Source organism: Methylocaldum sp. GT1BB (assembly GCF_051027545.1).
In the GTDB taxonomy this organism is placed as follows: domain Bacteria; phylum Pseudomonadota; class Gammaproteobacteria; order Methylococcales; family Methylococcaceae; genus Methylocaldum.
The window spans coordinates 1972450-1997190 of record NZ_CP194902.1 but is presented as its reverse complement, the minus strand read 5'-3'; the positions used below and the strand labels follow the sequence as shown (position 1 = coordinate 1997190).

Here is a 24741-nt window from a genome sequence, read left to right as displayed (position 1 = left end):
TCCACAGTTCGGGTGGAAAAGTCCGTGGATAAGATTGTGAAAGAAACGTTACAGCCCGCGGCTTTCCTGATTTGCGTGCTTATTGTCGAATAATGTGTCAGTTTCCTGTCTGACACTCCAGAGCGTGTTATGAACTTTTTGCTGTGGGCAAGGTACTGCAGGGATGCTTACTCGAAAACCTTACCCCAGCGATGTTTCAGACGACGAATGGACGTTCGCGGTCCCTTATTTAACCTTGATGAAGGCGGCCGCGCCCCAACGCCAGCACGATCTGCGCGAAATCGTCAATTGCTTGCGTTGGTTGGTGCGGACTGGTGAGCCCTGGCGGATGTTGCCGCATGACTTGCCGCCGTGGGGAGCCGTCTATCGGCAGACCCGGCGTTGGCTCGCGGCGGGCTGCTTCGACGCGATCGTGCACGATCTCCGCGAAGGTTTGCGCCTGGCTCAGGGGCGAAAACCGCAGCCGAAGGCTGCGATTTTGGATGGACGCACGCTGCAATCCAGTTGTGAGAGTGAACCGGAGTTCACCCCCGGAATTTACACCACCTTGACGGACTCACCCCCTCTCTCCCTCCCTTAGCCTGCACGCTTTGGCGAACCATACCTTCGAGACGGCAAGCATCCGACACCCCTACATCTAATTCCGTTTTTCCTACAAAAAAATCAGAATTTTCTTACTTTCATTCTGTGATATCCGTACCAGACTTACATTCGCTGGAAAAATGCTCGGGAAAGTTTCAATTGCTAATGGCTACGACCGCCTGGTCTGATTAGTTTGAATATAGCCCCGGAATCGTCACGGAAATCAAGGCTGCGGCCGCAAGTCGATGTACCGGGAAAATTTTCGAACAGCAGCCCCAGCACGGGCCATCTTGGACTCTTCCCGCCGACACAAACGGCTGTGCTCAGCGTCATAGACAATCGTGTCATATGCACGCATGGCCACATATCCGACTCGATAAGGAGTGCCGATAGTGTCGACCTTTAGGGATACATAGTGGCAGTTTGCCGCGAATCCTCTTATCCCCAGCACTGAAATAACAACCTTACCCAAATAACGCCCTCTTTAACCGCTATGCAGTTACCGAGGGTGCGAGCTTTATTTTGACTAATGAAAACGGTTCTAGGACGTGACAAGAGCCGGCATGTAACACGGACACGGTAATTCGGAAATCGAAAACCACCAGGAGTGAAAACACAGATGCACAGTGAAAAGGAGTTATACGCCACCCGCGAATTCTCCACCTCCGACCATTTACCGAACAAAGCCTTATGGTGTTATGCGGGTTGCCTTGGGATGGGCGGTTTTCTCATAACGACGCTGATAGGAAATTGGAGCGCCGGCAGCCTGATCGGAGGCGGCATCTTGCTACTCATGGCGCTGCTGCCGGTTCGTCTGCTCGCCGCGCGGTCCGAGCGAGGGTTAGCGGCGGCGATAAGCGAAAGCAATGCCATTCTGTTGGCCGAACGGAAAGAGCAGCGCGAACACATCCACAGTCTGGACAAATTATGTACGGCCGTATTGCCCGTGTGGTCCGGCCAGATCGAGATGGGGCGGTCGCAGATGGAAGAGGCCATAGTCATACTCAGCGACCGCTTTGCCGATATTGCGCACGACCTACAAACCACGGTGATCGCTTCGCAAGAAGCGGCCTTGGATATCGGTGGACAAGCGGGCGACAGCGGCATGGTTTCGCTTCTAACGCAGAGCCAAAACGAATTGAACTCAGTTCTCGCCTCTTTAAAGACCGCTCTCGACATGAGGCGGATGGCGATGCACGAAATCCTGCAACTGTCCCACTTCACGGAAGAGTTGAAACAGATGGCATCGGAAGTCGCCAATGTCGCCGGGCAGACCAACTTGCTGGCCCTTAACGCGGCCATCGAAGCCGCACGCGCGGGGGAGGCCGGAAGAGGATTTGCGGTCGTCGCGGATGAAGTACGGAAATTGTCGACGTTTTCCGGAGAAACCGGAAAACGGATCAGCGAACGGGTGAATGTCATCAACGAGGCCATCACCTCGGCATTGGAGCTTTCCGAAAAAACTGCCAATCAAGACGTGAAATTGCTGACCGATTCCGAGACCGCGATCAACCGTGTTCTCGACCAATTCAGCAAGGCGGGCGGCGCTTTGTGCCAATCCGCCGAGATCCTTCAAGGAAAAAGCGTAGAGATCAAGAACGAGCTATCGGACATTCTGGTTTCGCTGCAATTCCAAGACCGGGTTAGCCAAATTCTGGGGCACGTGCGCGACGATTTGGAAAAGCTCCATGCATGTATTTCCGAAGCATCCGGAAAAGAAACGATCGATGCCAAGCTTTGGCTCAAGGAATTGGCGCAAACCTATACCACCGAAGAGCAACGCCGGCACCACCCCGGCGTACAGCCTGTCAGTTCCGATCGATCCGCAAACATTACCTTCTTTTAATCCATAAGGAGTAGCTCCGTGGCCAAAACCATTCTCATCGTCGACGATTCGGCTTCGCTTCGCCAGGTCGTGAGCATCGCCCTGAAAGGAGCGGGCTATGACGTCATCGAAGCCCGCGACGGCCAAGACGCCCTGACCAAGCTGAACGGGCAACGAATCCACCTGATCATCAGCGATGTCAACATGCCCAATATGGACGGAATAAGCTTCGTCAGAGAAGCGAAACAGCTTCCCGCTTACAAGTTCACTCCGGTGATCATGCTCACCACCGAGTCTCAAGAAAGCAAGATGGCCGAAGGCAAGGCGGCCGGCGCCAAGGCTTGGGTCGTCAAGCCATTCCAGCCTGCCCAAATGCTGGATGCCGTATCGAAATTGATCGCCCCCTAAGAGAGCGTTAGCCATGGCCATCGAATTCACAGAAGACGGCGGGGCATTGCGTCTCTCTGGCGAACTGACCATCTATCATGCCGCGGAGATCAAACAGCCACTCCTGACGATGCTGCAAGCCGGAAACGAACTGGAAATCGACTTATCCGGCATCAGCGAAATCGACACAGCGGGATTTCAACTCCTCATGCTGGCCAAGAGGGAAACCGATCGTACCGGCGGCAATCTTCGCCTGACCTCGCACAGCCCGGCTGTTCTGGAATTGATCGAGCTGTATAACCTGGCGGGGTTCTTCGGCGATCCGCTGGTCATCACCGCCGCGCACGGTACGGGAGGACGGTCGTCATGAACCTGGATCAAGCACTACCGGTCTTCATCGAAGAAGGTCGCGCCCTACTCCAAGAAATGGAAGAAGGGCTTCTGGGGCTGGAACAGACGCCGGACGATCCGGACATCCTGAACGCGATTTTTCGCGCTGCCCATACCATCAAAGGTTCGGCAGGCTTGTTCGGTCTTGACGGCATCGTCTCCTTCACCCATGTCGTGGAAAACGTGCTGGATCGGATGCGCGCCGGCGAAATCCTGACTCAGCCGGATTTGACCAACCTCTTACTTCAATCGTGCGACGAAATCTCGGTGCTCATCGATGCTGCAGCGGCGGGCTCCGAATCAGACGTCGACCCAACGTCCAACGGCGTCGGGCTGCTCCATCGATTACGCGCCTATCTTGAGACATCCGATGCTAGTAGCGATGCCGGTCGCCTCCCGGCCAAAGCGCCCGCACCGGTAGAGGTTTGCGGCGAAGCTGCCGTGTCCGGCGACTGCTGGCGCATCGTCGTGGATTTCGGCGAAAACGTCCTGCGCAACGGCTTCGACCCGGCATCGTTTATACGCTACCTCTGCAATCTCGGGGAAATCGTTCATCTCGCAACCAAAACGGAACGGCTTCCGCCCGCCGAGCTCATGGATCCAGAGAGCTGTTACCTCGGTTTCGAAATCGACTTCAGAAGCGCTGCGGACAAACAAACCATCGAAAACGTCTTCGAGTTCGTACGGGAGGATTGCCATATCCGCATTACCCCGCCACCCGCTTTCGCCGAAGTCGCCATTGAACGCATCGAAGCTCTCAAAGCAGAAGCGGACAAGGTGGGCGAGATCCTGATCGAAGCCGATGCCGTCACCCCTCGGGAAATCGAAGAAGCGCTGGCCCTGCAAAACGAGATTGACGCCAGAACCCGAAGACATCCGCCCATGGGCGAAATACTGGTGCAGGAAGGCATGCTGCAACAACCGGTCGTCGAAGCGGCTCTTGAAAAACAAAAGAAAATCCGCGACGCAAAAATCGGCGAATCCCGATTCATCCGTGTCGATTCCGGAAAGCTGGACCAACTCATCAATCAGGTGGGCGAATTGGTCATTGCCGGCGCGACGGCATCCCTGCTGGCGCAGAGAACGAACGACAGCGAACTGCAAGAAGCGCTTTCCACCATTCTGCGCCTGGTCGAGGAAGTCCGCGGCGGCACCCTTCAGTTGCGCATGGTGCAGATTGGCGAAACCTTCAACCGCTTCAATCGCATTGTCCGGGATGTTTCCAAAGAACTCGGCAAAGACATCGAACTCCAGATTAGCGGCGCTGAAACCGAACTGGACAAAACCGTGGTGGAAAAGATCGGCGATCCCCTCACTCATCTGGTGCGCAACGCGATCGACCACGGAATCGAGTCTACCGATAGGCGTGTCGCTGCCGGCAAGCCGGCAAAGGGTACGGTTCGGCTCAACGCCTATCACGAGTCCAGCAGCATCGTCATCGAAGTGACCGATGACGGCGGAGGATTGAATCGCGACAAAATATTGAGCAAGGCAATAGAGCGGGGACTGGTGAACGCCGGCCAAAACCTGAGCGAGCAAGAGATTTACAACTTGATCTTCGAGCCCGGTTTTTCCACCGCCGACACGATCAGCAACCTGTCCGGACGCGGCGTCGGCATGGACGTCGTGCGGCGCAATATCGAAGCGCTCCGCGGCATGGTGGAAATCAACAGTCGTCAGGGCCAAGGCTCGACCGTACGCATTCGCCTGCCTTTGACCCTGGCGATTATCGACGGCTTCCTGGTGAGCGTCGCCGGCTGCTCCTATGTGATTCCCCTGGAAGTGGTATCGGAATGCGTAGAGCTTGATGAACGGGAACAGCGCCACGGCTGCTATGTGAATCTTAGGGGTGAGGTATTGCCCATCCTCAACCTGCGCGAACACTTCAAGATACACGGCCAAACCTCCCGCCGTCAGAACATCGTCGTGACGCACTTCGGCGGGCAAAAGGCGGGGCTTTTGGTAGACGAACTAATGGGCGAGTTCCAGACCGTGATCAAGCCGCTCGGCAAGCTATTCGGCAAGGTGCGCGGCGTCAGCGGCTTCACCATCCTGGGCTCCGGCGAAGTGGCGCTGATTCTGGATGTGCTTTCGCTGATCCAGTATGCCGCCGGTCTGGAAGCTCAAAAAGCAGCCTGAAAGCGAACCCTTCTCTAGCCAACGGCAAACGACAGCTCGGAAGCACGAGAAGGCAATACGCAAACACACAACGATCACTTCCCACACGACAAAAAGGAAGAACAAAAATGACTGCATTCCATCGATTCACCGTCAGAACCCGGTTACTCGGACTGGTTTTCCTGCTCTGCGCCTTTCAGATCATGATCGGCTGGAACGGTTTGTCCGGCATGAAGCAAAGCAACGCCGGGCTCCATACCGTCTATAACGACCGCGTCGTGCCTCTCAGAAAGCTGAAGAGGATTTCCGACGCTTATGCCGTCCACATCATAGATGCGGTCAACAAGGCCAATGCCGGATTGATTACCGCAGAAGACGCCCGGCAGCGGATACGCAGTGCCAACGAACGCATCCGGACGGAATGGAACGCCTACGCCGCTACCCGCATGACCGAAGAGGAGAGCAGACTGGTCAGCGCGGTCAAGTCGATGTTTAGCGAGTCCGACCGAAAGATCGATCGTCTGCTCGAGGTACTGGATGCCAAGACCGGAAATATCGTGGGACAACTCGGCGAATTCGATGGCCCGCTCTACGCTGTGATCGATCCGGTCACCGATAAGATCGCCGATCTGTCCAATCTGCAATTGACCGTCGCCGAACAGGAGTTCGACAAAGCGCAAGAAAGCTATCGCGTCGTCTTCAGTTTTGCCATCGGTACGATCGTCGCGAGCATTCTCATCGGCTCCCTGGTCGGCTTGTGGCTCGTCAACAACCTCGCCAAGCAACTTGGCGGCGAGCCCGGCTATGTCGCGGAGGTGGCGCGCCGGGTGGCGGGTGGTGATCTTACCGCCACCGTCGAGACCCGGCACGGCGATACCACCAGCGTGGTTGCCGCCATGAAGTTCATGGTGGATAAGCTCTCGGCCATCATCACCGATGTGCGCGGCGCGGCGGGCCAGTTGTCGAGCGCCTCGGAAGAAGTCTCGGCAACCGCCCAGAGCCTGTCCCAAGCCTCCAGCGAACAAGCGGCCAGCGTCGAGGAAACCAGCGCCGCCGTCGAAGAGATGTCCGCCTCCATCAACCAGAACGCCGAGAACGCTCGGGTCACCGACGGCATGGCCGGCAAAGCCTCCACCGAGGCCAAGGAAGGCGGCGAGGCGGTTCAGTCCACGGTCGAAGCGATGCGCCAGATCGCCCAGAGGATCGGCATCATCGACGACATCGCCTATCAAACCAATCTCCTAGCCCTGAACGCCGCTATCGAAGCCGCCCGCGCCGGCGATCACGGCAAGGGCTTCGCCGTGGTGGCGGCGGAAGTGCGGAAATTGGCCGAACGCTCCCAAGTCGCCGCCCAGGAGATCGGGGAATTGGCCGACAGCAGCGTGAAACTGGCAGAGAAAGCCGGCAAGCTCTTGGATGATATCGTGCCCTCCATCGCCAAGACCTCCGATCTGGTGCAGGAGATCACCGCGGCTTCCAACGAACAATCCGCCGGCGTGAACCAGATCGCCACGGCGATGATGCAGCTCAACCAGATCACGCAGCAGAACGCCTCGTCCTCGGAAGAGCTTGCCGCCACCGCCGAGGAAATGAGCAGCCAAGCCGAGCAATTGCAACAGCTCATGGAATTCTTCAGGCTGGCACAAGGCGAGAACCGGGACGCGCCGGCCAAGCCCTCCGTTCGTCAACCCAAACCCGCCCAAGCGCCACGTCTCTTGGAAACCTACGCCATGAGCCAGCACGAATTCGAAAAATTTTAAGACAAGCATCCGAATAACGAGGAGCCGCTATGGCGAATATCATTGCGCACCAAAAGTCGTCGCCGCAGATCGACCACGAATCGGACAGCGCACAGCAATACCTGACTTTTCAACTGGGCGGAGAACTGTTCGCCCTAGATATTCTTCACGTCAAGGAAATCCTCGAGTACGGCCATGTCACGCCGGTACCCATGACGCCGACCTTTATCCGCGGCGTCATCAATCTGCGCGGCGCGGTGGTGCCGGTCATCGATCTCCATGCGCGCTTCGGCCGCGGCCTGGCCGAGGTGACCCGGCGAAGCTGTATCGTCATCGTGGAGGTGCAACACGAGGAAGAACGCCACGACATCGGGGTGACCGTCGATGCCGTGAACGAGGTCGTTGAGCTTCCGCCGGCCGAAATCGAGCCGGCACCGGCCTTCGGCGCCAAGATCCGCACCGATTTCATCGCCGGTATGGGCAAACTCGACGGCCGCTTCGTCATCTTGCTGGATCTCGCCAAGGTGCTGTCCGTGGACGAGATGGCTCTGCTCGCCGAGATGGGGCAAGGAGACCATGGAAACGGGGAATAGGCGGCAAGACGGCCCGGTCGGTCCGGATCGGCCATCGAACTTCCCGGCGGCAGGAGCGAGCCGCAAAACCAAAATCGTCTATCCGAAAAACGACCGTTCTTGAACCATGGACGCTTTGACCCTCAGCGATCATGAATTCCGCCAATACCAAAAGCTCCTCTACGACATCGCCGGCATCCATCTGTCGCCGGCGAAAAAAGCCCTAGTATGCGGACGATTGGCCCGGCGTCTCGCCCAGCACGGATTGACCAGTTACGGGGACTATTTTCGCCTCTTGACCGACCGACGGGAGGCGGAGGAGCTCCAGCACGCGCTCGACCTACTGACCACCAATGAGACCTATTTCTTTCGCGAACCGGGGCATTTCGATTTTTTGCAGAACCACATCCTCGGCTCCCACCGCCGGGCTCAAACCTTCCGGGTCTGGAGTGCGGCCTGTTCCAGCGGCGAAGAGCCTTACAGCATCGCCATGGTGCTGGCCGATCGATTGGGTAGCGGTTCCTGGGAAGTATTGGGCTCCGACATCAGTCGGCGCGTCCTCGAAAAAGCCCGGCTCGGCCATTATCCCATGGAGCGGGCCAGACACATCCCCAAGGATCATTTGACCCGCTATTGCCTCAAGGGAGTCGGCTCTCAGAAAGGCACTTTTCTCATCGACACCCCGCTGAAGAGCCGCATGCGATTCATTCAGATCAATCTGAACGGACCGCTCCCCAAGATCGGCGAGTTTGACGCCATCTTTCTGCGCAATGTCATGATCTATTTCGACCTGGCGGCAAAACGACGGATAGTGGCCCGTCTGATCCAGACGTTGAAACCCGGCGGCCATTTTATCGTCGGCCATGCGGAAACCCTGAACGGTGTCGATGAAACTCTGAAACCCGTCGCCCCCACCATTTACCGCAAACCATGAGATGCATCGCCGTTTCGCCCCCCGGATTTCAGGAAATCCATTTGCGTCCGGGCGACTTCTACTTCGGGCAAGGAGCAGTGCGCCTGGTTACCCTGCTCGGTTCCTGCGTGGCCGTGATTCTATGGCATCCGCGCCTCTGCCTCGGCGGCATGTGCCATTACATGTTGCCGGCCCGCGGCCACGGGCGGGCGTCGGAACCGGACGGACGCTATGCCGACGAGGCTATGGAACTCTTTCGCCGGGAAATCTTGCGCGCCGGAGCGCCGTCGTCCGAATACCGCGCTCGATTGTTCGGCGGCGGAAACATGTTTGCGAACCGTTCCGTACCCGCCGTCCTGAACGTGAGCGCACGCAACGTGGAAGCCGCAAGAAACCTGGCAAATCGCCTCGGCTCCCGGATCGACGAGGCACACTTGGGTGGCGTTGGGTATAGGAAGCTGGCATTCGAACTTTGGAGCGGCGAGACCCGCCTCGAACATCGCCAGGAGCTCATCGAATTTTCCACGGCGAGAAGAAAGAACGAATCTAAATGAAAAAAATAGGCGTCATGCTCGTGGACGACTCGGCCGTAGTGCGCCAGGTCATCAGTGATATCTTGAGCCAGGATCCCGCCCTGGAAGTCATCGGCGCGGCTTCCGATCCCCTCTTCGCCATGGAGCGAATGAAACGGCGGTGGCCGGACGTCATCGTCCTGGATGTGGAAATGCCCCGCATGGACGGAATCACCTTTTTGAAGAAGCTCATGATGGAACACCCGACCCCGGTCGTGATTTGTTCCTCGCTCACGGAGAAAGGCGCAGAAACCTCCTTGCAAGCCTTGTCCGCTGGCGCGGTGGGTGTCGTCGCCAAAGCCAAGCTGGGAATCAAGCAACATCTGCAGAGCGTCGCCGCAGAACTGATCCACGCCGTCAAGTCCGCGGCCCTGGCCGATCTCAAGCGGCTGACGCTCGCGGGCCTGCCGCACAAGGCCGAACCCAAGCATACAGCCGATGCCGTGCTGTCCTATTCTCATCGCCCTCTCACGCAGACAACCGACAAAGTGGTCGCCCTGGGCGCCTCCACCGGCGGCACGCAGGCTCTGGAAGCGGTGCTCACGGCTCTGCCTCGGGTCTGTCCCGGCATCGTCGTCGTTCAGCACATGCCGGAAAAATTCACCACCGCTTTTGCCAACCGCCTGGACAAGCTCAGCGCGGTCGAAGTCAAAGAAGCCGCCAACGGCGACCGGGTCTTGCCCGGCCGGGTACTGATAGCACCCGGCGGCCGCCATATGCTGCTCAAACGTAGTGGCGCTCTTTATTACGTGGACGTGATTGACGGCCCGCTGGTCAATCGGCACCGCCCGTCGGTGGACGTGTTGTTCCGCTCCGTGGCCAATACCGCCGGAAAAAATGCTTTCGGGGTGATCATGACCGGCATGGGCGACGACGGCGCCCGCGGCCTGAAGGAGATGCGCGAGGCCGGGAGCCGAACCTTGGCTCAGGACGAAGAAACCTGTGTCGTGTACGGCATGCCGAAAGAGGCCGTGAGACTCGGAGCGGTGGAACGCAGCATCGCGCTTTCGGATATCCCGTCAGCGATCCTGGATTATGGTGCGAGCCGGTAAGTTACTCGCTCCATACACGAACATCGCCATCACCGCGGTGTTTTCTGAACGATTGGTCTTTAGAACCCTACATCGTGATTAGCATCATTCTCGGAAACGGAAGTTATGACAGACATAGACTTTGATCGGTCCGGGCACTCGGTATTCGTATTCGGTACCGATACGGAGAAGACGGTAAGGCAGATTACGTTGCTGCTCCTTCCTCTCGGCCTGTTTTCCTTCGGACTCTGGCTGTGCGTACAGGAACACGGCGTCCATTTCGCCGATTATTCCGCTCTTCACACGCTTGTGGAGATTCCCGCCATCGTGATCGCCGCAATGGTATTCGGCATCGGCTGGAACGCCTACGAGGAGAATCGTCCATTGACTTTGCCGTTTCTCGCCTGCGGCTTTCTGACCATCGGTTCGCTCGACCTGATGCACATACTGTCGTTTCCGGGAATGCCGGATTTCATTACGCCGAGCAACCCGGAAAAAGCTATCAATTTCTGGCTGGCCGCACGCTACTTGGCTGCCGTTACGTTCCTGGCCGCCGGCTTGCTGCCTTGGCGCCCGATGAAACGGCTTTCATTTCGATGCGCCATATTGGCAGGATGCTTGGCGTTCGCTTCGCTCATCGTCTGGCTTGGCCTTTTCCGGGAAGATTTTTGGCCGCGGACGTTTCTGTCAGGACAAGGCTTAACGCCTTTCAAAGTGAAGGCGGAATATGCGCTGACGTTCATCTATCTCACTGTCACTCTCTTGCTGCTCTATCGCTTGCGCCGACCGCAGCCCCGGGTTCTGGCGTATTTGATGGGCGCATCGGTGGTTACGGCCTTGAGCGAGCTCTGTTTCTCGCAATATCGGGCCGTCGACGATCTGTGCAATTTTGTCGGGCATGTTTACAAAGCGATCGCCTATTTTCTCGTTTACCGGGGAATCTTCGTCGAAGGCGTGCGCGAACCTTATCTGCGGCTCCAAGCCTCCCGTGAGGCGCTTCGGAAAAGCGAGGCGCGTTTTCAGGATCTGCTGGAATTCGAGCCGGACGGGGTTTTGCTGACCGACAGCGCATGTCGCATCGTCATGGCCAACGCCAAAGCGGAGTCCATTTTCGCCTGTCCGCGAGCGGAACTCATCGGCCGGTCGATAGAAACATTGATTCCTGAGATTTGCCGGGTTAAGCACTCTGCTCGATCGCACGCTGATCGCGAGGAACAGCAAACCTTATCAGCAGGACGGGAAGTATGCGGACGCCGCAACGACGGATCCGATTTTCCCGCCGAAGTAACGCTCGGTCCATTGCATACCGAACAAGGATTGATGACCATCGTCGCCGTACGCGACATCACCGAACGAAAACAACGCGAGGAGGAGCGAGACCGACTCGTGGCGATTCTGGAAGGGACCTCCGATCTTATCGGTATCGTCAACGCCGAACTCAAACCGATCTACATCAATCAGGCCGGACGCGCGATGCTGGGGCTCGGCCGGACCGAAGACATCTCCGCCCTGCATATTGAACAGTTTCATCCGCCTCAGTTATTCAACACCCTGCTGAGGGAAGGGCTTGCCGAGGCGGAAAATAGCGGCGTCTGGCGGGGCGAGACGGAACTGGTCAACCGGTTCGGCAACAAAGTCCCGCTCTCCCAGGTCATCATAGCCCACAAGGGGAACGACGGCCGGGTCGCTTACTGGTCGACGGTGGCGCGCGACATCGCCGACCAGAAGCAGTACGAGACAATGCTGAAATTTCAGGCAACCCACGATCCTCTAACCGCATTGCCCAATCGTTTCCTGTTTCGCGAGCGGCTGGAGCAGGCGATGCTGAGAGCACGCCGCAGTGGCAGCCTGGTCGCAGTGCTTTTGGTCGATCTTGACAATTTCAAGGACGTGAACGATACCTTGGGACACGATTTCGGCGACGAGTTGGTAAAGCTGATCGGAGGCCGTCTTAGAGAAACTCTGCGCGAGGAAGATACCGTCGCGCGGCTGGGTGGCGACGAATTCGCGGTACTCCTGCCCTACATCACCGATTCCTCGTGCGCGGCGCAAAAGGCGCAATTACTGCTGGACGCCATTGCGCAGCCCTGCAGGATCGAGCACCACCATATTCTTATCAGCGCCAGCATCGGTATTACCGTTTATCCCGGCGACGGCGACGATGTTCACGGACTGTTGCGCAATGCCGACATGTCCATGTATAAGGCTAAGGACGAAGGACGGAGCAAGTTCCGGTTCTACACTGCCGAAATGGGCGCTTGTCTTCGGGAAAGACTGGACATCGTCAACGACCTGCGCACGGCTTTGGACCAAAGCGAATTCACCTTGCATTATCAGCCCAGAGTCAGTCTTGTCACCGGTCGAATCTGCGGTGTCGAAGCGCTGATACGTTGGCAGCATCCCCAAAAAGGCTTCATTGCACCGGCCAAATTCATCCCGATCGCGGAGGAAACCGGTCTGATCGCTCAGATCGGCGAATGGGTTTTCCGCACTGCCTGCGCGCAAGCAAAAGTATGGCGCGATAAAGGGCTAGCCTTCAACCGAATGGCCGTCAATCTATCGGCACGCCAATTCGCACAGCCGGATCTGGTCGAGGTCGTTACCGCCGTCGTCGAACAAACGGATCTTCCGCCGCAGACCCTAGAACTGGAAATCACTGAAAGCATGCTGATGCGCGACCGGTCCATAGCGGCCGATGTGCTGGGCCGGTTGAAGCAACTCGGTATCTCGTTGGCGGTCGACGACTTCGGAACGGGCTACTCCTCCTTGAGCTATCTGAAACAGTTTCCGCTGGACTATCTCAAGATAGACCGGTCTTTCGTACGCGATCTAGCCAAGGATCCCGATGATGCACGCATCGTCGAAGCCATCATCGTTCTGGCCCATAGCCTCAATCTCGGGGTGATCGGAGAAGGTGTCGAAACGCCGGAACAAGCCGAGTTTCTGAAGACCCGCCATTGCGACGAAATACAGGGGTATTACTTCAGTAAACCGACGCCCGCCGATGAAGTCGAAGCGATGCTGCGGACCGGCAAAACGCTCGAGTTTACGGTTCCGAAATCGCTGTCGCCGCTGACCGCGTCGGCCTGACGGCCGATATTCGACCGTATGGCAATCCATCAACGTCCACAGGCGTTTCTCCATCGCCTATCGCAAGCAAGCAAACGCGAGCTATAACTCCGAACATGCCTGAAACTCGCTTTCTCCAGTCAATCCTCAAGTGAATCTCACTCTCGTCATAGCCACTTTAGGGCTCTTCGCTCTATTCGGACATCGGATGCGGCTACTGTCGAAACGCTTGCTGCGAGCCGAGCTCTATTTACACGAAATTCTGGACCGCGTGCCATCAGGAGTGATCATCACCGACCGGTACGGACGAATCGAGATCCTCAATCCGGCTGCAACCCGGATGTTCGGTTACGGATTGAACGAAGTGCTGCCGCTCAGCACCGATCAACTGATGTCGGAAACACAGGCCGAAAAACACTACGCTCCTATCCAAAATCATCGGAATTCCGAGATGCGCAAAGTTCACGGCTCCGGATTCCGCTCTTGGCAAGGCAAGCGTAAGGACGGCACCTTCTTTCCGGTTGAAATGGCCATCGACGAACTCGAATCGAAGGACGAGCGGCATTTCCTGATCATTGCACGGGACATTACCGAGAGAGCGTACCTAAAAAGCGAATTGGATAGGCGCGAGCGAGAATTCCGGGCACTCGTGGAAAATTCGCCGGATATCATCGCTCGCTTCGATCGAGCTCTGCGCTTTATTTATGTCAACCCGGCCATAGAACGCGTTCTGGGCCGACCGGCGTCGAGCTTTCCGGGCAAGACGTATCAAGACCTCGAATTACCTGACGATCTGGTGAGATGCCTACAGTCGCCGCTAAAAAGCGTTTTCGCCAGCGGTAAGGAACAAATCGCCGAGTTCGTCCTGCCATCCCCTGACGGCGAACAGCACTTTCAGTCCCGCCATGTACCTGAGCTCTCGCCAGATGGCACAGTGCACAGCGTGCTGTTGAACTGCCGAGACATCACGGTCCTCAAGAAAACAGAATTCAGGCTGCGGGAACGGGAGCAAGAAATCCGCGACTCCCGGCGACTTTTGCAACGCCTGGCCGCTCACAGGGAAAATTTGAGGGAAGAAGAGAAAAAACGGATCGCTCGGGAAATCCATGACGAACTGGGCCAGATCCTGACGGCCATGAAGATGGATATTTCCTTCATACGAATGAACTTTCTTCAAAACCACTCCGAATTGGCAAAAAAGATCCAGGCCTTGGGCGTCCTGGTAAATAGAGCGGTTCAGGTCGTACGCAACATATCGACCGATTTGCGCCCCAGCGCACTCGACTTCGGCATTGCAGCCGCATTGGAATGGCTGGTCAAAGAGTTTGAGACCCGCACCGGTATCCCATGTGTCTTAACCACAATGAGCGATATCGTCCTTGATGAACAACTGGCTATCGCGATATTCCGTATCGCCCAGGAATCGCTGAACAATGTGGCAAAGCATGCCAATGCCCGCCACGCTTCCGTACTCCTGGTTTCCCGGAATGATCATATTCGCGTCGAAATACAGGATGACGGCTGCGGCTTCGATGTGACGGCCGAGCACAAACCCAAGTCCTTTGGCCTTTTGGGAATACGGGAACGGGTGTCGGCATTGGGCGGCAAGTTCGACATCCATAGTACACCCGGGAAAGGCACCCGGCTTGCGATTCGGCTTCCTCCTAGAAGTTCTCCTTTTTGAAAATCGGAATGATTGATGATCAAGATCCTGGTAGCCGACGACCACCCTATCATTCGCCATGGAATAACTCATATTTTGTCTTCAACCGTCAATTTCTCGGTCGTGGATGAAGCCGCGGATGCGTCCGAAGTCTTGGACAAGTGCCGCTGTACCGATATCGACGTTCTGGTTTTGGACTTGTCCATGCCGGGCACTCAAGGCGTCGACTTGATTAGACGCGTCCAGCAGATCAGACCATCGCTTCCCATACTGATCCTGACCATGCATACCTCGGAACAGATCGCCGCAGAAGCGATCAAAGCCGGCGCCGCGGGTTACATCACCAAGGACTGCGAACCGGGCATCTTGGTTGCCGGCATAAGAAGAGTAGCGAGCGGTCAACGCTTCATAGAGTCTTCGCTGGCGGAAAAAATCGTTTTCACTATGGTGCCGGACCAATTTCCTCACGCGGCACTTTCGCAGCGAGAGCGGCAGATTCTCCGTCTTTTCGCTTCGGGCAAGCGAGTTCAGGACATCGCCGACGCGTTATCCCTCAGCGAAAAAACCGTCAGCACCCACAAAACGCGCCTGATGCGGAAACTCAGCGTCAAAAATAACGCCGACCTGATCCGGTATGCCGTCGAGCATGACTTGATTTGATCTGATCATCTCGGAAAAACAACAGCAGACAGACAAAAGCTGGCTGGCCGCACCTAAGTACATTCCGCAAATACTTGCGGAATCTCGACTGTTTGGCTTGATTGGCGGGGTTGTCCTGCAGGTTGCCTATGCCGCAAGACTTCCCTGAATGTACTTAGAGCGTTTTCCATCCCGGTGTACGGATTCGTGCCAGGAGGGGAGAACGTAGGTCGGCAATCCCTTGCCGACGTATCGGCTCGGCGAAGGGCTTTGTCGGCAAGGGATTGCCGACCTACGTATCTGGCTGGCCGCATCCTAGATTTCTAGGATGGGCGAAAATTGCGCGAGGGCGCCGAAATTCCGAAAGTGGCGCTGCCCTCGACATGCAATCTCCTCCTCCGGCAAGCGTCAGGCTCACTCAGGCGGCCGGTCCAGCACCGTGATTGTCACGTCGTGGAGCCGCCAGTTGATCGACTTCGCATCCGCCACAGCGTGACGAATCTTCGCGGGCAAGTCCTCGGGCGAACCGCGCGGCGTCACGAACACTTCGCCGAAGAATACGTGCCCGACTTCGCGCAGCCTGACCGTGGCGCCGGCGACCCAGTCGAGCCTTTCGATGCATGCGCGCAACTCATCGGGGAGCGGTTCGGGACCCGAGCGATCGGTTTTCATCGGGCGGCGCTCCATGAGGTCGTGTACGGCCACGTACACGTTGACCACGCCGTCCTTGAGAATATCGGCGGAAACCAGCGCGGCTGCCACCGGATCGAGCCACCACAGACCGAGGCCGACACCGAGCACGCCGACGGCCGTCGCCGTCTCCGCCATCCAGTCGGCCTTCATCATCTTCGCGTCGGCGTAAAGGATTTTGTCATGGATTTGGGGTGCGAGCTTGAGTTTCGCGCGACCGAAAAAGACGCTCGGTATCGCCGTGTAAGCGATTGCCGCGAGCATAGGCCAGCCGGCCCAGAGCGTATGGCCGAAAAGCGTCATCCCGCCGATCGTCGTGCGTTCGACAGCTATCAGCTTGGTCACGGCTTCAACCAGCAAAAACCCGCCCAGACCGACGAGCGAGAGCGAGGCGGTGAGATAGCCGATCGAGACGACGCCATGGTAACCGTAAGGGAAATCCTCGTTCGCTCTGCGGCGCGCGATGCGCGTGCAGACGAGAAAGGCGATCGCCGGCACCGATGAAAACGCGTCTTCAAAGAAGCTCGTCCGCATGGCTTGCGAGGTGCCCATGGTGAGACCGAGAAAGGTCGTGGACGAGGCGATATAGATCAATGTCCACGTTTCCAACCGCCGCGCCTTTTTTAGGTCGCGTTCCTTTTCGGGCGGCAGGTCAAAAGCATCGAGGGGCCTCATGGCTGCGCGTTCTCCTGCTGCGCCTGCTGAGCACGGCGTCGCAACATGGCTTTGTCCTGGGCGGCAAGGAATCGGTCCAGCGAAAAAAGCAGCGCGCTCTCGCCCGGCGTCACGGCGAGCACGTGTTTCTTCTCGGTTCCGTATCGATCCTCGATCTCAATGTAAGGCTGCGTAAGACCGAGCTTGGATTTGTAAGGCGTCTCGCTGTCGAGCCCCGCCGCCAGTACATCGATCTCTCGGCGATGCAGCGCTTCAATGAGTTCCGCTTCTGCGCCGCTCCGCCAGGTCACGGGGGCACCGAGGCCTTTCGCCCAAGCCTCGATCAGCTCGGGTTCGAGTCCCGTGACGCGGCCGCCCTCGAAGCGTACCCAGGGTGGGTTGTCCGCCACGCCGACACGCAATTCGCCACCGCGCACGCGGTTTAGCGCCCCGGCACTGTCGCGCGGAAGGGAATCGCAGCCGGCCAAGAAGAACACGGTGAGCGCCACCAGAACCAGAGTAGGCATCATCGTTGCGTTCGAGATAGGCCGAATTCGGTCGGTACAATATTAGACCGGCTTGAAGCGGTACGATTTCGTTTGCGGACCTACTAGCAACACCGGCCCTATCATCCGGCCCAATGAGTTGCGATATATCAAATTCCGGAGGGGCTTATGACAGGGGTGCAAGTCGACCGTACTCGACGAGGGCAACGTGTACTTCCTGCTCCGCCCCCGCGTGCAGGAGGAAGAGCCGGAGAAGATCGGTGATATGACGTTCCTCCAGGCGGAAAAACTCGGCGAGGATGTCCGGCGAACTGATCAGCGCAAATCGACCGCACAACATTCAATCCAAACAGTAGATTCGTTAAGGAAGCTCTGAATAAGTGGATTCCGCTCATGCCCTTCGACAGGCCTGTCCTGAGCCCAGTCGAAGGGCTCAGGACAGGCCTGTCGAAGGACTTAATCAGACCTTCATTAAGACGCTCGCCGTAAATGCGGGTTCGGCTGGGGATTGGTGGTCCTGAAGATTCGTCCCACGTCCCTCACCAGAATCCCGTTGATCGCCGTCGAACGGTTCTGTCCGGTCACGATATAGCGGTGGACGTTCATGCCGTTCGCGGTCCGTTCGTGCAAGCCCAGCTTCAGGAAACGCTTCTGCACTTTGTCCCAGGAGCCATCGGATGCATCGGGCTCTTTGGCGAAATCCTGAAATAAACCCGGGCTGACCAGTAACACGCCTTCCGGTATGACATGAATCCGGGTGCCCGGATTGTTGTAATCCAGTTTTTTGCTGGCAATTCCCGCAACCAGCCAGGCTAGGAAGGCTTCACCGAGATCATCGGGAGAAGCGAAAGACAGAGGCGACTTTAGCTCGTAGTGCTGATGCTCGGCTGAATGGCCGGGTGGGTTGGGGCTGGCATTCACCGGGGCAGTCACGGATTCCGGGATCTCTGGGATTGGAGTGGGTCGAGGCTCGCCGGAAACCGTGCCTTCCGGAGTTTTATCCACCTGCACCGGCGGCTGGCATTGAGGCGGGGAATCCGGCGTGACGGTACCCTGGAATTCGTCGGGCCAGCGATCCCGATTCGGCCAAAGCCGGGGGACCGGAATTCGAATCAGCGTCAACTCATGCCCCCAACCTTCGCCATTGACCATCGCACGCCAGATCGCGCGATCGTTGCAGGCCACCAGAACGCCGTGTTCCTGCAAGACATCGAAGATGCGGTCGTTCTGGGTCGGAATGCCGGTGTGTCCTGATTGCACGAGATGCAAACGTATGGCATCGACGGTGCGCTTGCTGACCATCCAGAGATCGTCACCGACTCGCCATCCGGCTGCGCCGTTTCGGTTGAGCGGCAGTTCCTTTTCGTCGATCAGAAACCGCAAGGCGGCGATCAGCTTTTCATGCAACGGAACGACGGCGCTGGATGCTGCGCGCTGCCCCGGCTCCGCTCCCAGATTCCGCGCCACCGATTCGGAATCGGCCTTATTGACGATCTCGCCCATTACTCCGGCCTCCGCCGTATCTCCACCAAGGCAGGAAAGCCAGGCCGAAAACGCCTCGCGGTCGCCGGCGAGCCAAGTCAAGCCTTCGGCGGGGATGATTCGATTCACCAATAGCAGCGAAGCTTTTTCATGCAATCGATACTGCCGCTTCGGCACGAATGCCGTGCGATACCACCGAGCATGGGGATCGTCCGTCAGACTGCCTATCCAGGGGTCCCACTGCCCGGAGTCTTTGCCGCGTTCGTCGAACACTGTAACAACCTGGTCGACGGCCGGTTTCGCCAGGTCGTGCAGCAAGGCCGCCGTAAAAACGGCATAGGTCCAAAGATCGCGCTTATGGTTTATGTCCTCCGGCACAGCGCCGGGCGGCAACAGGTAGGCGTGTCGCAGTTTCAGCGCGATCGTAGCGACCTCCAATCCATGATCGAGCAGGCCGCCGGCATAGGCATGATGGTGAGCTTCCGAGGCGGGGAGCTGCTGCACGAATTCGGCAAATCGGTTGATGGCCGCGACGTAATAGACTTGAAAATGATGCCGAGTTGCTCCCGCCAACTCCTCGATAAGGTTGACATGCTGTCGGCGACTGAGCAGCAGTTCCTGGGGAGACAAAACCGGCAAAGCGCCGGCTGGCCGGCAATCAGTTGGTTCAGGCGACAGCGCAGCCGGGGCTGCTGGCGACCGGTGCATGAACCATCCAAAGATCGGAAGCTTCATGGTGAAAACTCCAAGGGCTACCATGCCGTTAGCAGGCATAGAGCCTCTCGCAAAAATACTCTTCAGATCAGATTTGTGCGACCTAAAACCATTTAACTATCCGATCTCTATCCGTGACTCATGAATTCAACGCTTCTGAATTCTTCGAACCCTCAAATTTCTCCGAACAAGCCCGGAAACATGATCTTGACCACGTTGCTCGGAGCGGTGGCCAAGGACTTTTTGCCGCCCCGTCAACTTTCGAGCATAACTCACCTCAACCCCGCCCTGCATTATTGCGTCGCAGAAGCGAGCGCTTGGCAATCAGCTGTTTGGTTGACAGAAAGCAAGAATCGGGCGCGGTGAAAGCTTAGATAGCTTTGATGCTCGGGAGCCACCCAGCGCAGTTCCAAGCCCGGCACGATTCCGAGTCGCTTTAAATCGGTCTCCGCAAGAGAAGGCGATGGCACTAACCGACCTCCTTCATCGAAACTGATCAGGAATCGGTCAAACAAGGCATCGAGGTTGGCGGTCAGCAGAAAGCCGTTGAACACATCCAGACGCTCGGCATCGGACTCGCATTCCGCCCAAGGTTTGGCGTGGCTGGCGCGCAGAACTTCAGGGACAGCCACTCCTGTTACCGCGCAGGCCCCTCCCCAATATTCCAGCATTGCTTCGCGGAACTTCTGTTGCCCCACACGCTGGCGAACCATGCGTTCGATTTCCGTCCCGGCCAATCCCGGGGGCAAAGCCGACAACTCCTCATCCAGCGCCTTCTGATAGCTGGTTGCGGCCTGAGTGGGCAATGCGCGTGACAAACTTGCCGCTCGGCGCAACAGCGCGGCGAGCGCAGCCTCATTGCCCACTACGAAGTCGCCCCGATCCCGGACAGCTTGGGGGAAGCCACGCGATAACTCCGGTAACAACGCGGCGGCACCGGACGTGAAACGGACTCCGAAGCCGGCGTCCAGCACAGAGATGGTGGAACGGGTGGGATGCCGCGCTGATGCAAGTGTGACGTCATGCTCGTCGGCTACCTGGGTGTGTTCGAAGCCGTTGTCAACGCCGACTTTTTCGATTAGGGCGCGTTGCAGCGGATTCACGGCCAATACATCAAGGCGGCTTACTCTGCCGCGGGATCATCATGGCGGTGATGGGGCAGTTGAACCGCGGGCATAATCAATCTTGGCAGGCGCATGCGCTCGCATTGCGAGGCGAGGTATTCGCGCCAATAGGGCCAGACATGATAGCTGGCATTTTTCAGCGCAAACTCATCGATGCAGTTCTGGGCGAGTTCGGTTTGCAGGCGATACTCGGCTACGAACTCGGCTTCGATGACCGCGAGAACCTTGGGGTCCTCGGCCTCTCGTAATGGCTCGACCCAACGCGTGCCTAGCACCATAAACACGCGCAGCAACCGCCCTTCTCCCTCCACCTCGACGAGGGTGGACTGCTTGACCGCATGCATCTGCTGTACCGTCAATGCCGCAAGGTCGGGAGCGTATTTCGGGTCGAAATCGTCGCTGCAATGGGCAAAAGCACCGCGCAGATAGACGTCCTCAATCTTCAGGCCATCGATAGCTTTTTGCAGGTCGGCGCTGATCATGCGGCGTTTTCGTAGTGTGCGGCGGGTTCGGGTTTCGAGCTGTGAACCACGCGCAGGCGGGGCGTTTTTCGCGGCGTCGCCAGGCTGGACTGATCCGGCTGCCAATCCACGGCTTGCCAGTCGGCCGAACGCGCGGCGACCGCAGGTATCTCCACGCCCGCATCACGCGCCAGCTTGGCGAATGCCTCGGGCACCTCAGACGCCAGCCGCAGCAACTTGTCCATGGCTTCGGATTGCATCACATCGTCGCCTTCGTATTTGGAAAACGCCACCGGCCCGCCGCCGAAAATCTGCGAGGCCTGCGCCTGGGTAATACCCAAGCGCTCCCGGATCGCACGCACCTCTGCACCAGGCAGCAGACCGTCCACCTGCTTTTTGAAGGCAATCATGGCGCGTTTGTTACGGCGGATGTGCTCGGCGCTACCCTGCTCCGATCCGCAAGCATCACACTCGGCAAAGTACAGAGGCAACGATGCGTGTTGTCCTTTGTATTCAACCTCGCTGAAGTCCATGCGCTCATGCAGTTGTCCTTCTTCGCATAGCGGGCAAAGTTGGGTTTGAGGGTTCATACTGGCTACCTCTCCTCGGGCGGGTGGCAAGAGATGATCAACATCATGTTGCCGGAGCGCCCAATCGCAAATTTCACATAATATTCAACATCCATGTGCTTGTTGGCGGTTTCTATCCATTGCCGAAAGAACAGTTGGTAACTGTCGCAAGCCGCCCAGGCGCCGCCCGGTTTATTGGTACACCACTGGCTCCCTTTGAACTTTCCACCATTCAAAGCGATTTTCACCAGATCGACGACATCGGCGGGCTCCATATCGTATTTTTGGACATCACGCATGCACTTTTGCGTCCAAAGCTTAATTGCCGCCTCGCCTGTAGCCAGTATGGCCAGCACTTCCTCCCCTGTGTACAGCGGGCCGTCGGGGATGCGGCGGTCGGCCTGATCGTCCGACGGCGGCGTACCGGCATAAGCGCTCAGGTTTTTCCTAGTATTTACCATGATGGTAAGTATGTCTATAGGTTTCGCCACGGCTATCCGAAGGAGGTGACAAAGCCTTCATGACAATTCGCCCTTCTCCAATCGATCCCACGCCGCCAGCACCAGGCGCCGGGTGCGGTATTCGCCGAATTGGCGCATCTCGTTGTTCTTGAGCACGCGGAAGGTTTCGGAGGGGTAATCCTCGCCCATCACGTCGGCGGGGTCGAGGATGTAGCGCAGTTCGTCGCGGGTCAGGCCGTAGAGGCGGGCGTACCAGGCGTCCAGTTCGGCGCGGAGGTGAGCGCGGCGTTCGGGGTCGAAGGGGAACGGCTCGCCGTCGTAACCGAGATCGGCCGCCCAGGCTTGGAGATCGTGGGCGGTGTAGGTCAGTTCGAGGACACGAGGGACGATGAAGGCGAGGTCGGTTTCGGTGTAGCGGTCGGGGGACAGATTGGGCAGTTGTTTTTTTACGTGATATTTCAAGTGTGTGCCTCCAACCTTTTGGCGCGCAACGTAATCGTGAACCAGCGAGCATTGATCGGCCAGCAAGCACGCGACCTTCGGGCCGAATTTCGGGTCGGGAAACATAAGCAGGAGCGTATCCCCTGTGGCTACCCTCGGCACCACCGACGCAATCACCGTGCGTTCGTCCGTCGCCCGGCAAATATCCCGCCAGCCCATCAGCCAGCCGCGTGACCAGTTCTTATCGCTCAGACGTTGTTCGACTTCCGCCTCGCTGACCCAGTAACGCGGGGTGACGGTGAAACTCGGATCATTTTTGTCGTCGAGCGTGACATCGCCGCTGTTTCCGTCGGAACCGTAGCTCGCCCAGCGGTGGTCGAACTGGTGGATCATCTTGGCCTCGTACAGCGGCAGCAGGCCGGGGCTGGGGGCATCGGCAAACAGGTGGCTGTCGTTGGACATGTGCATCATCGCCATGAAGGAAATACCCCACGGATTGCCATTCGGCTTGCCCTCCTCGATCAGCACCGGTGTGGCGCGGTAGAGCTTCTTGGTGAGTTCGGCATCGCGTTCGCTGCGGAACACCGGGCAGGTGAGCGTATTGGGGTTGATGAGGCGGAATTCGTCCGGAGTGAGACGGAAGCGGCGGCGAGAATCCTTCAACTGATCGACTTGCGTGGCAAAGCAGACGAACTCCGCCTGCTCGGCAGCCCCTAGCGTAAGGAGGCAAAATTTGTAACTGCGATGCACGTCTTCGAACACTGCTTCACGATTTTCAATGTCGTACAGGCTCACCAAGCGTCCAGCTTGGGTGATATTGGCAAAATAAGCTTTGGTGCTGTCGTCTGTGGCGATGCCTGTTGGCACGATAAAACCTGCACGGCCCCGAGGCGCCGTTATCTGATTGATGGTTTCGGCAAACAAGGCATAGGTGTTCACATCCCCCACTCCGGTCAACGGATAGCGACCACCGTCTTCCCCCTTCACATGGGCGAACAGGCTGGCGGCTTCGGCGGTGCGGCGGGCGCCAATGAATTCGGCGTACAGGCGCTGTTCCGCCTCGCACTCGTGGGGCGGATGATCCATTTGCGGATAGAGATGGCGGGCCAGCATGCCCTCCGAGAGCCATTGGATGCGCTGGGCGCGCTCGGCCTTGTTTTTCGCCTCGGCCACGTGGCGGTGGCGGGTGGCGAAGAATTCCTCCTCTTGCAGCTTGATCCGTTCCCAGGGCGGATTGCCCAACACACAGTCAAAGCCCCCCGTCGCGAACACCTGCGGAAAGGCCAGCGGCCAGTGCAGCACGCGGGCTTCGCGGCAAACGGCCTGCGCCGCGGCCAATTGCCGCCGGTGGCCGGCGTCGAGGGTATCGGTCAACAGGGCCAGATACAGCGTGGCGCTGGTAGGGACGGGCGAGTGGTGAATGGTGAATGGCGAGTGGTGAATGCCATTCGCTTCTTCCCCACCATTCGCCATTCGCCACTCACTGTTCGCCTCATCTTCGCCATTCGCCGTTTTCGGCAGCAGGTAGGCGCCCAGCAGGAGGTCGGCGGCGTGGGCGAGACGGCTCTCCTTCGCCTGCTGCAAGAAATCGCGGTAGGCAGTTTCCTTGGCGGCGATGTCCTGCGTGCTGTTCTCCGGCAGGGCTTCGAGGATTTGCAAGGCGGCCAGGCTATCCGCGTCGTCGAAGCGCAGCCGGGTTTGCTTGCCTTTGAGGTCGCGTTCCAGTTGCTTGAGGCCGACGGCGTTGGCCTTGGCCAGCCGCTTGCACACGTCCTTGTCATCGCCCGAAAGCGGCTTGTAGGCGTCCTTGGCGATGCCCTGTTCCAGCGCCTTCAGATCGGTCAGGCCCAGCAGCGCATCGCCGCATTGCAAATGGTGGTCGAGGAAGGACAGCGGCCGGCCTTCCTCGTAGCCTTCCAGCCACAGGGCGGTGCGGGCCAGTTCCAGCGCCATCGGGTTGCGGTCCACCCCGAAGATGCAGCGTGCCACGACTTCGCGCAAGGCATGACGGTAGTCCTGAGGTGTAACTGCACCCTCCGGGCTTTGTAACTGGGCAAGCTTTTCCGCCAAGCGGCGGGCGGCGGCGAGCAAAAAGTGACCGCTGCCGCAGGCAGGGTCGATCACGCGGAGACTCAGTAG

20 protein-coding genes and 3 pseudogenes are annotated in these 24741 nt (G+C 58.0%); 15 read left to right on the top strand and 8 right to left on the bottom strand.

The window, feature by feature from the left end:
• Positions 1–163: 163 nt before the first annotated feature.
• The 14 genes and pseudogenes from ACR2TX_RS10220 to ACR2TX_RS10155 all read left to right on the top strand — a co-directional run.
• A pseudogene (locus ACR2TX_RS10220) lies at positions 164–520 on the top strand (transposase); the annotation flags it as partial.
• Between the two features lie 681 nt (positions 521–1201).
• Positions 1202–2428, top strand: coding sequence for a methyl-accepting chemotaxis protein (locus ACR2TX_RS10215; RefSeq protein ID WP_434132070.1), 1227 nt, complete (start codon positions 1202–1204; stop codon positions 2426–2428).
• Between the two features lie 18 nt (positions 2429–2446).
• On the top strand, positions 2447–2815 hold the full coding sequence (locus ACR2TX_RS10210) for a response regulator (RefSeq protein ID WP_086134199.1): 369 nt from the start codon (positions 2447–2449) through the stop codon (positions 2813–2815).
• 13 nt (positions 2816–2828) lie between these two features.
• Positions 2829–3164 (top strand): STAS domain-containing protein, encoded by a 336-nt coding sequence (locus ACR2TX_RS10205; RefSeq protein WP_086134198.1) that lies wholly within the window; start codon positions 2829–2831, stop codon positions 3162–3164.
• A complete protein-coding gene (locus tag ACR2TX_RS10200; RefSeq protein ID WP_434132066.1) occupies positions 3161–5323 on the top strand; it encodes a chemotaxis protein CheA in 2163 nt (720 codons plus the stop codon). The genes ACR2TX_RS10205 and ACR2TX_RS10200 overlap by 4 nt, the downstream gene beginning before the upstream one ends.
• A gap of 107 nt (positions 5324–5430) precedes the next feature.
• Positions 5431–5979: pseudogene (locus tag ACR2TX_RS10195) on the top strand (MCP four helix bundle domain-containing protein); the annotation flags it as partial.
• A gap of 291 nt (positions 5980–6270) precedes the next feature.
• A pseudogene (locus ACR2TX_RS10190) lies at positions 6271–6937 on the top strand (methyl-accepting chemotaxis protein); the annotation flags it as partial.
• Between the two features lie 154 nt (positions 6938–7091).
• Positions 7092–7634 (top strand): chemotaxis protein CheW, encoded by a 543-nt coding sequence (locus ACR2TX_RS10185; protein WP_077732410.1) that lies wholly within the window; start codon positions 7092–7094, stop codon positions 7632–7634.
• A gap of 106 nt (positions 7635–7740) precedes the next feature.
• On the top strand, positions 7741–8547 hold the full coding sequence (locus ACR2TX_RS10180) for a CheR family methyltransferase (protein WP_086134195.1): 807 nt from the start codon (positions 7741–7743) through the stop codon (positions 8545–8547).
• On the top strand, positions 8544–9080 hold the full coding sequence (locus tag ACR2TX_RS10175) for a chemotaxis protein CheD (protein ID WP_434132063.1): 537 nt from the start codon (positions 8544–8546) through the stop codon (positions 9078–9080). The genes ACR2TX_RS10180 and ACR2TX_RS10175 overlap by 4 nt, the downstream gene beginning before the upstream one ends.
• A complete protein-coding gene (locus tag ACR2TX_RS10170) occupies positions 9077–10150 on the top strand; it encodes a protein-glutamate methylesterase/protein-glutamine glutaminase (protein ID WP_210023986.1) in 1074 nt (357 codons plus the stop codon). Before ACR2TX_RS10175 ends, ACR2TX_RS10170 begins: the two co-directional genes overlap by 4 nt.
• Positions 10151–10255: 105 nt before the next feature.
• Positions 10256–13219 (top strand): bifunctional diguanylate cyclase/phosphodiesterase, encoded by a 2964-nt coding sequence (locus ACR2TX_RS10165; protein ID WP_434132060.1) that lies wholly within the window; start codon positions 10256–10258, stop codon positions 13217–13219.
• 187 nt (positions 13220–13406) lie between these two features.
• Complete coding sequence (locus ACR2TX_RS10160) at positions 13407–14882, top strand: PAS domain-containing sensor histidine kinase (protein ID WP_434132058.1); 1476 nt, start codon at positions 13407–13409, stop codon at positions 14880–14882.
• Positions 14883–14897: 15 nt separating this feature from the next.
• Positions 14898–15521 (top strand): response regulator, encoded by a 624-nt coding sequence (locus ACR2TX_RS10155; protein WP_077732404.1) that lies wholly within the window; start codon positions 14898–14900, stop codon positions 15519–15521.
• Positions 15522–15914: 393 nt separating this feature from the next.
• Here the strand turns inward: ACR2TX_RS10155 and ACR2TX_RS10150 are convergent, their stop codons facing one another.
• Positions 15915–16865 carry a cation transporter gene (locus ACR2TX_RS10150; RefSeq protein WP_077732403.1) on the bottom strand — a complete coding sequence of 317 codons (951 nt, stop codon included), beginning with the start codon at positions 16863–16865 and terminating at the stop codon, positions 15915–15917.
• A complete protein-coding gene (locus tag ACR2TX_RS10145) occupies positions 16862–17374 on the bottom strand; it encodes a transporter substrate-binding domain-containing protein (RefSeq protein WP_077732402.1) in 513 nt (170 codons plus the stop codon). The genes ACR2TX_RS10150 and ACR2TX_RS10145 overlap by 4 nt, the downstream gene beginning before the upstream one ends.
• 184 nt (positions 17375–17558) lie before the next feature.
• Here ACR2TX_RS10145 and ACR2TX_RS10140 point away from each other — a divergent pair, with 184 nt between their 5' ends.
• Positions 17559–17726: a hypothetical protein gene (locus ACR2TX_RS10140; RefSeq protein WP_168175534.1), complete on the top strand. Its 168-nt coding sequence runs from the start codon at positions 17559–17561 to the stop codon at positions 17724–17726.
• 95 nt (positions 17727–17821) lie between these two features.
• Here ACR2TX_RS10140 and mobH read toward each other — a convergent pair whose 3' ends face one another.
• The 6 genes from mobH to ACR2TX_RS10110 form a co-directional block, all read right to left on the bottom strand.
• Positions 17822–19567, bottom strand: coding sequence for a MobH family relaxase (mobH, locus tag ACR2TX_RS10135; RefSeq protein ID WP_168175533.1), 1746 nt, complete (start codon positions 19565–19567; stop codon positions 17822–17824).
• A gap of 272 nt (positions 19568–19839) precedes the next feature.
• Positions 19840–20649, bottom strand: a complete 810-nt coding sequence (locus tag ACR2TX_RS10130) for an HNH endonuclease (protein ID WP_434132054.1) — start codon at positions 20647–20649, stop codon at positions 19840–19842.
• 20 nt (positions 20650–20669) lie between these two features.
• The gene (locus tag ACR2TX_RS10125) at positions 20670–21152 is read right to left on the bottom strand and encodes a preprotein translocase subunit SecB (protein ID WP_434132052.1); all 483 of its coding nucleotides are present in this window, start codon (positions 21150–21152) and stop codon (positions 20670–20672) included.
• A complete protein-coding gene (locus ACR2TX_RS10120; RefSeq protein ID WP_077732399.1) occupies positions 21149–21721 on the bottom strand; it encodes a type II toxin-antitoxin system MqsA family antitoxin in 573 nt (190 codons plus the stop codon). Before ACR2TX_RS10120 ends, ACR2TX_RS10125 begins: the two co-directional genes overlap by 4 nt.
• A 5-nt stretch (positions 21722–21726) precedes the next feature.
• Positions 21727–22191 carry a hypothetical protein gene (locus tag ACR2TX_RS10115; protein WP_434132050.1) on the bottom strand — a complete coding sequence of 155 codons (465 nt, stop codon included), beginning with the start codon at positions 22189–22191 and terminating at the stop codon, positions 21727–21729.
• A 27-nt stretch (positions 22192–22218) separates the two neighbouring features.
• The gene (locus ACR2TX_RS10110; protein WP_434132048.1) at positions 22219–24726 is read right to left on the bottom strand and encodes an Eco57I restriction-modification methylase domain-containing protein; all 2508 of its coding nucleotides are present in this window, start codon (positions 24724–24726) and stop codon (positions 22219–22221) included.
• Between the last annotated feature and the right edge of the window lie 15 nt (positions 24727–24741).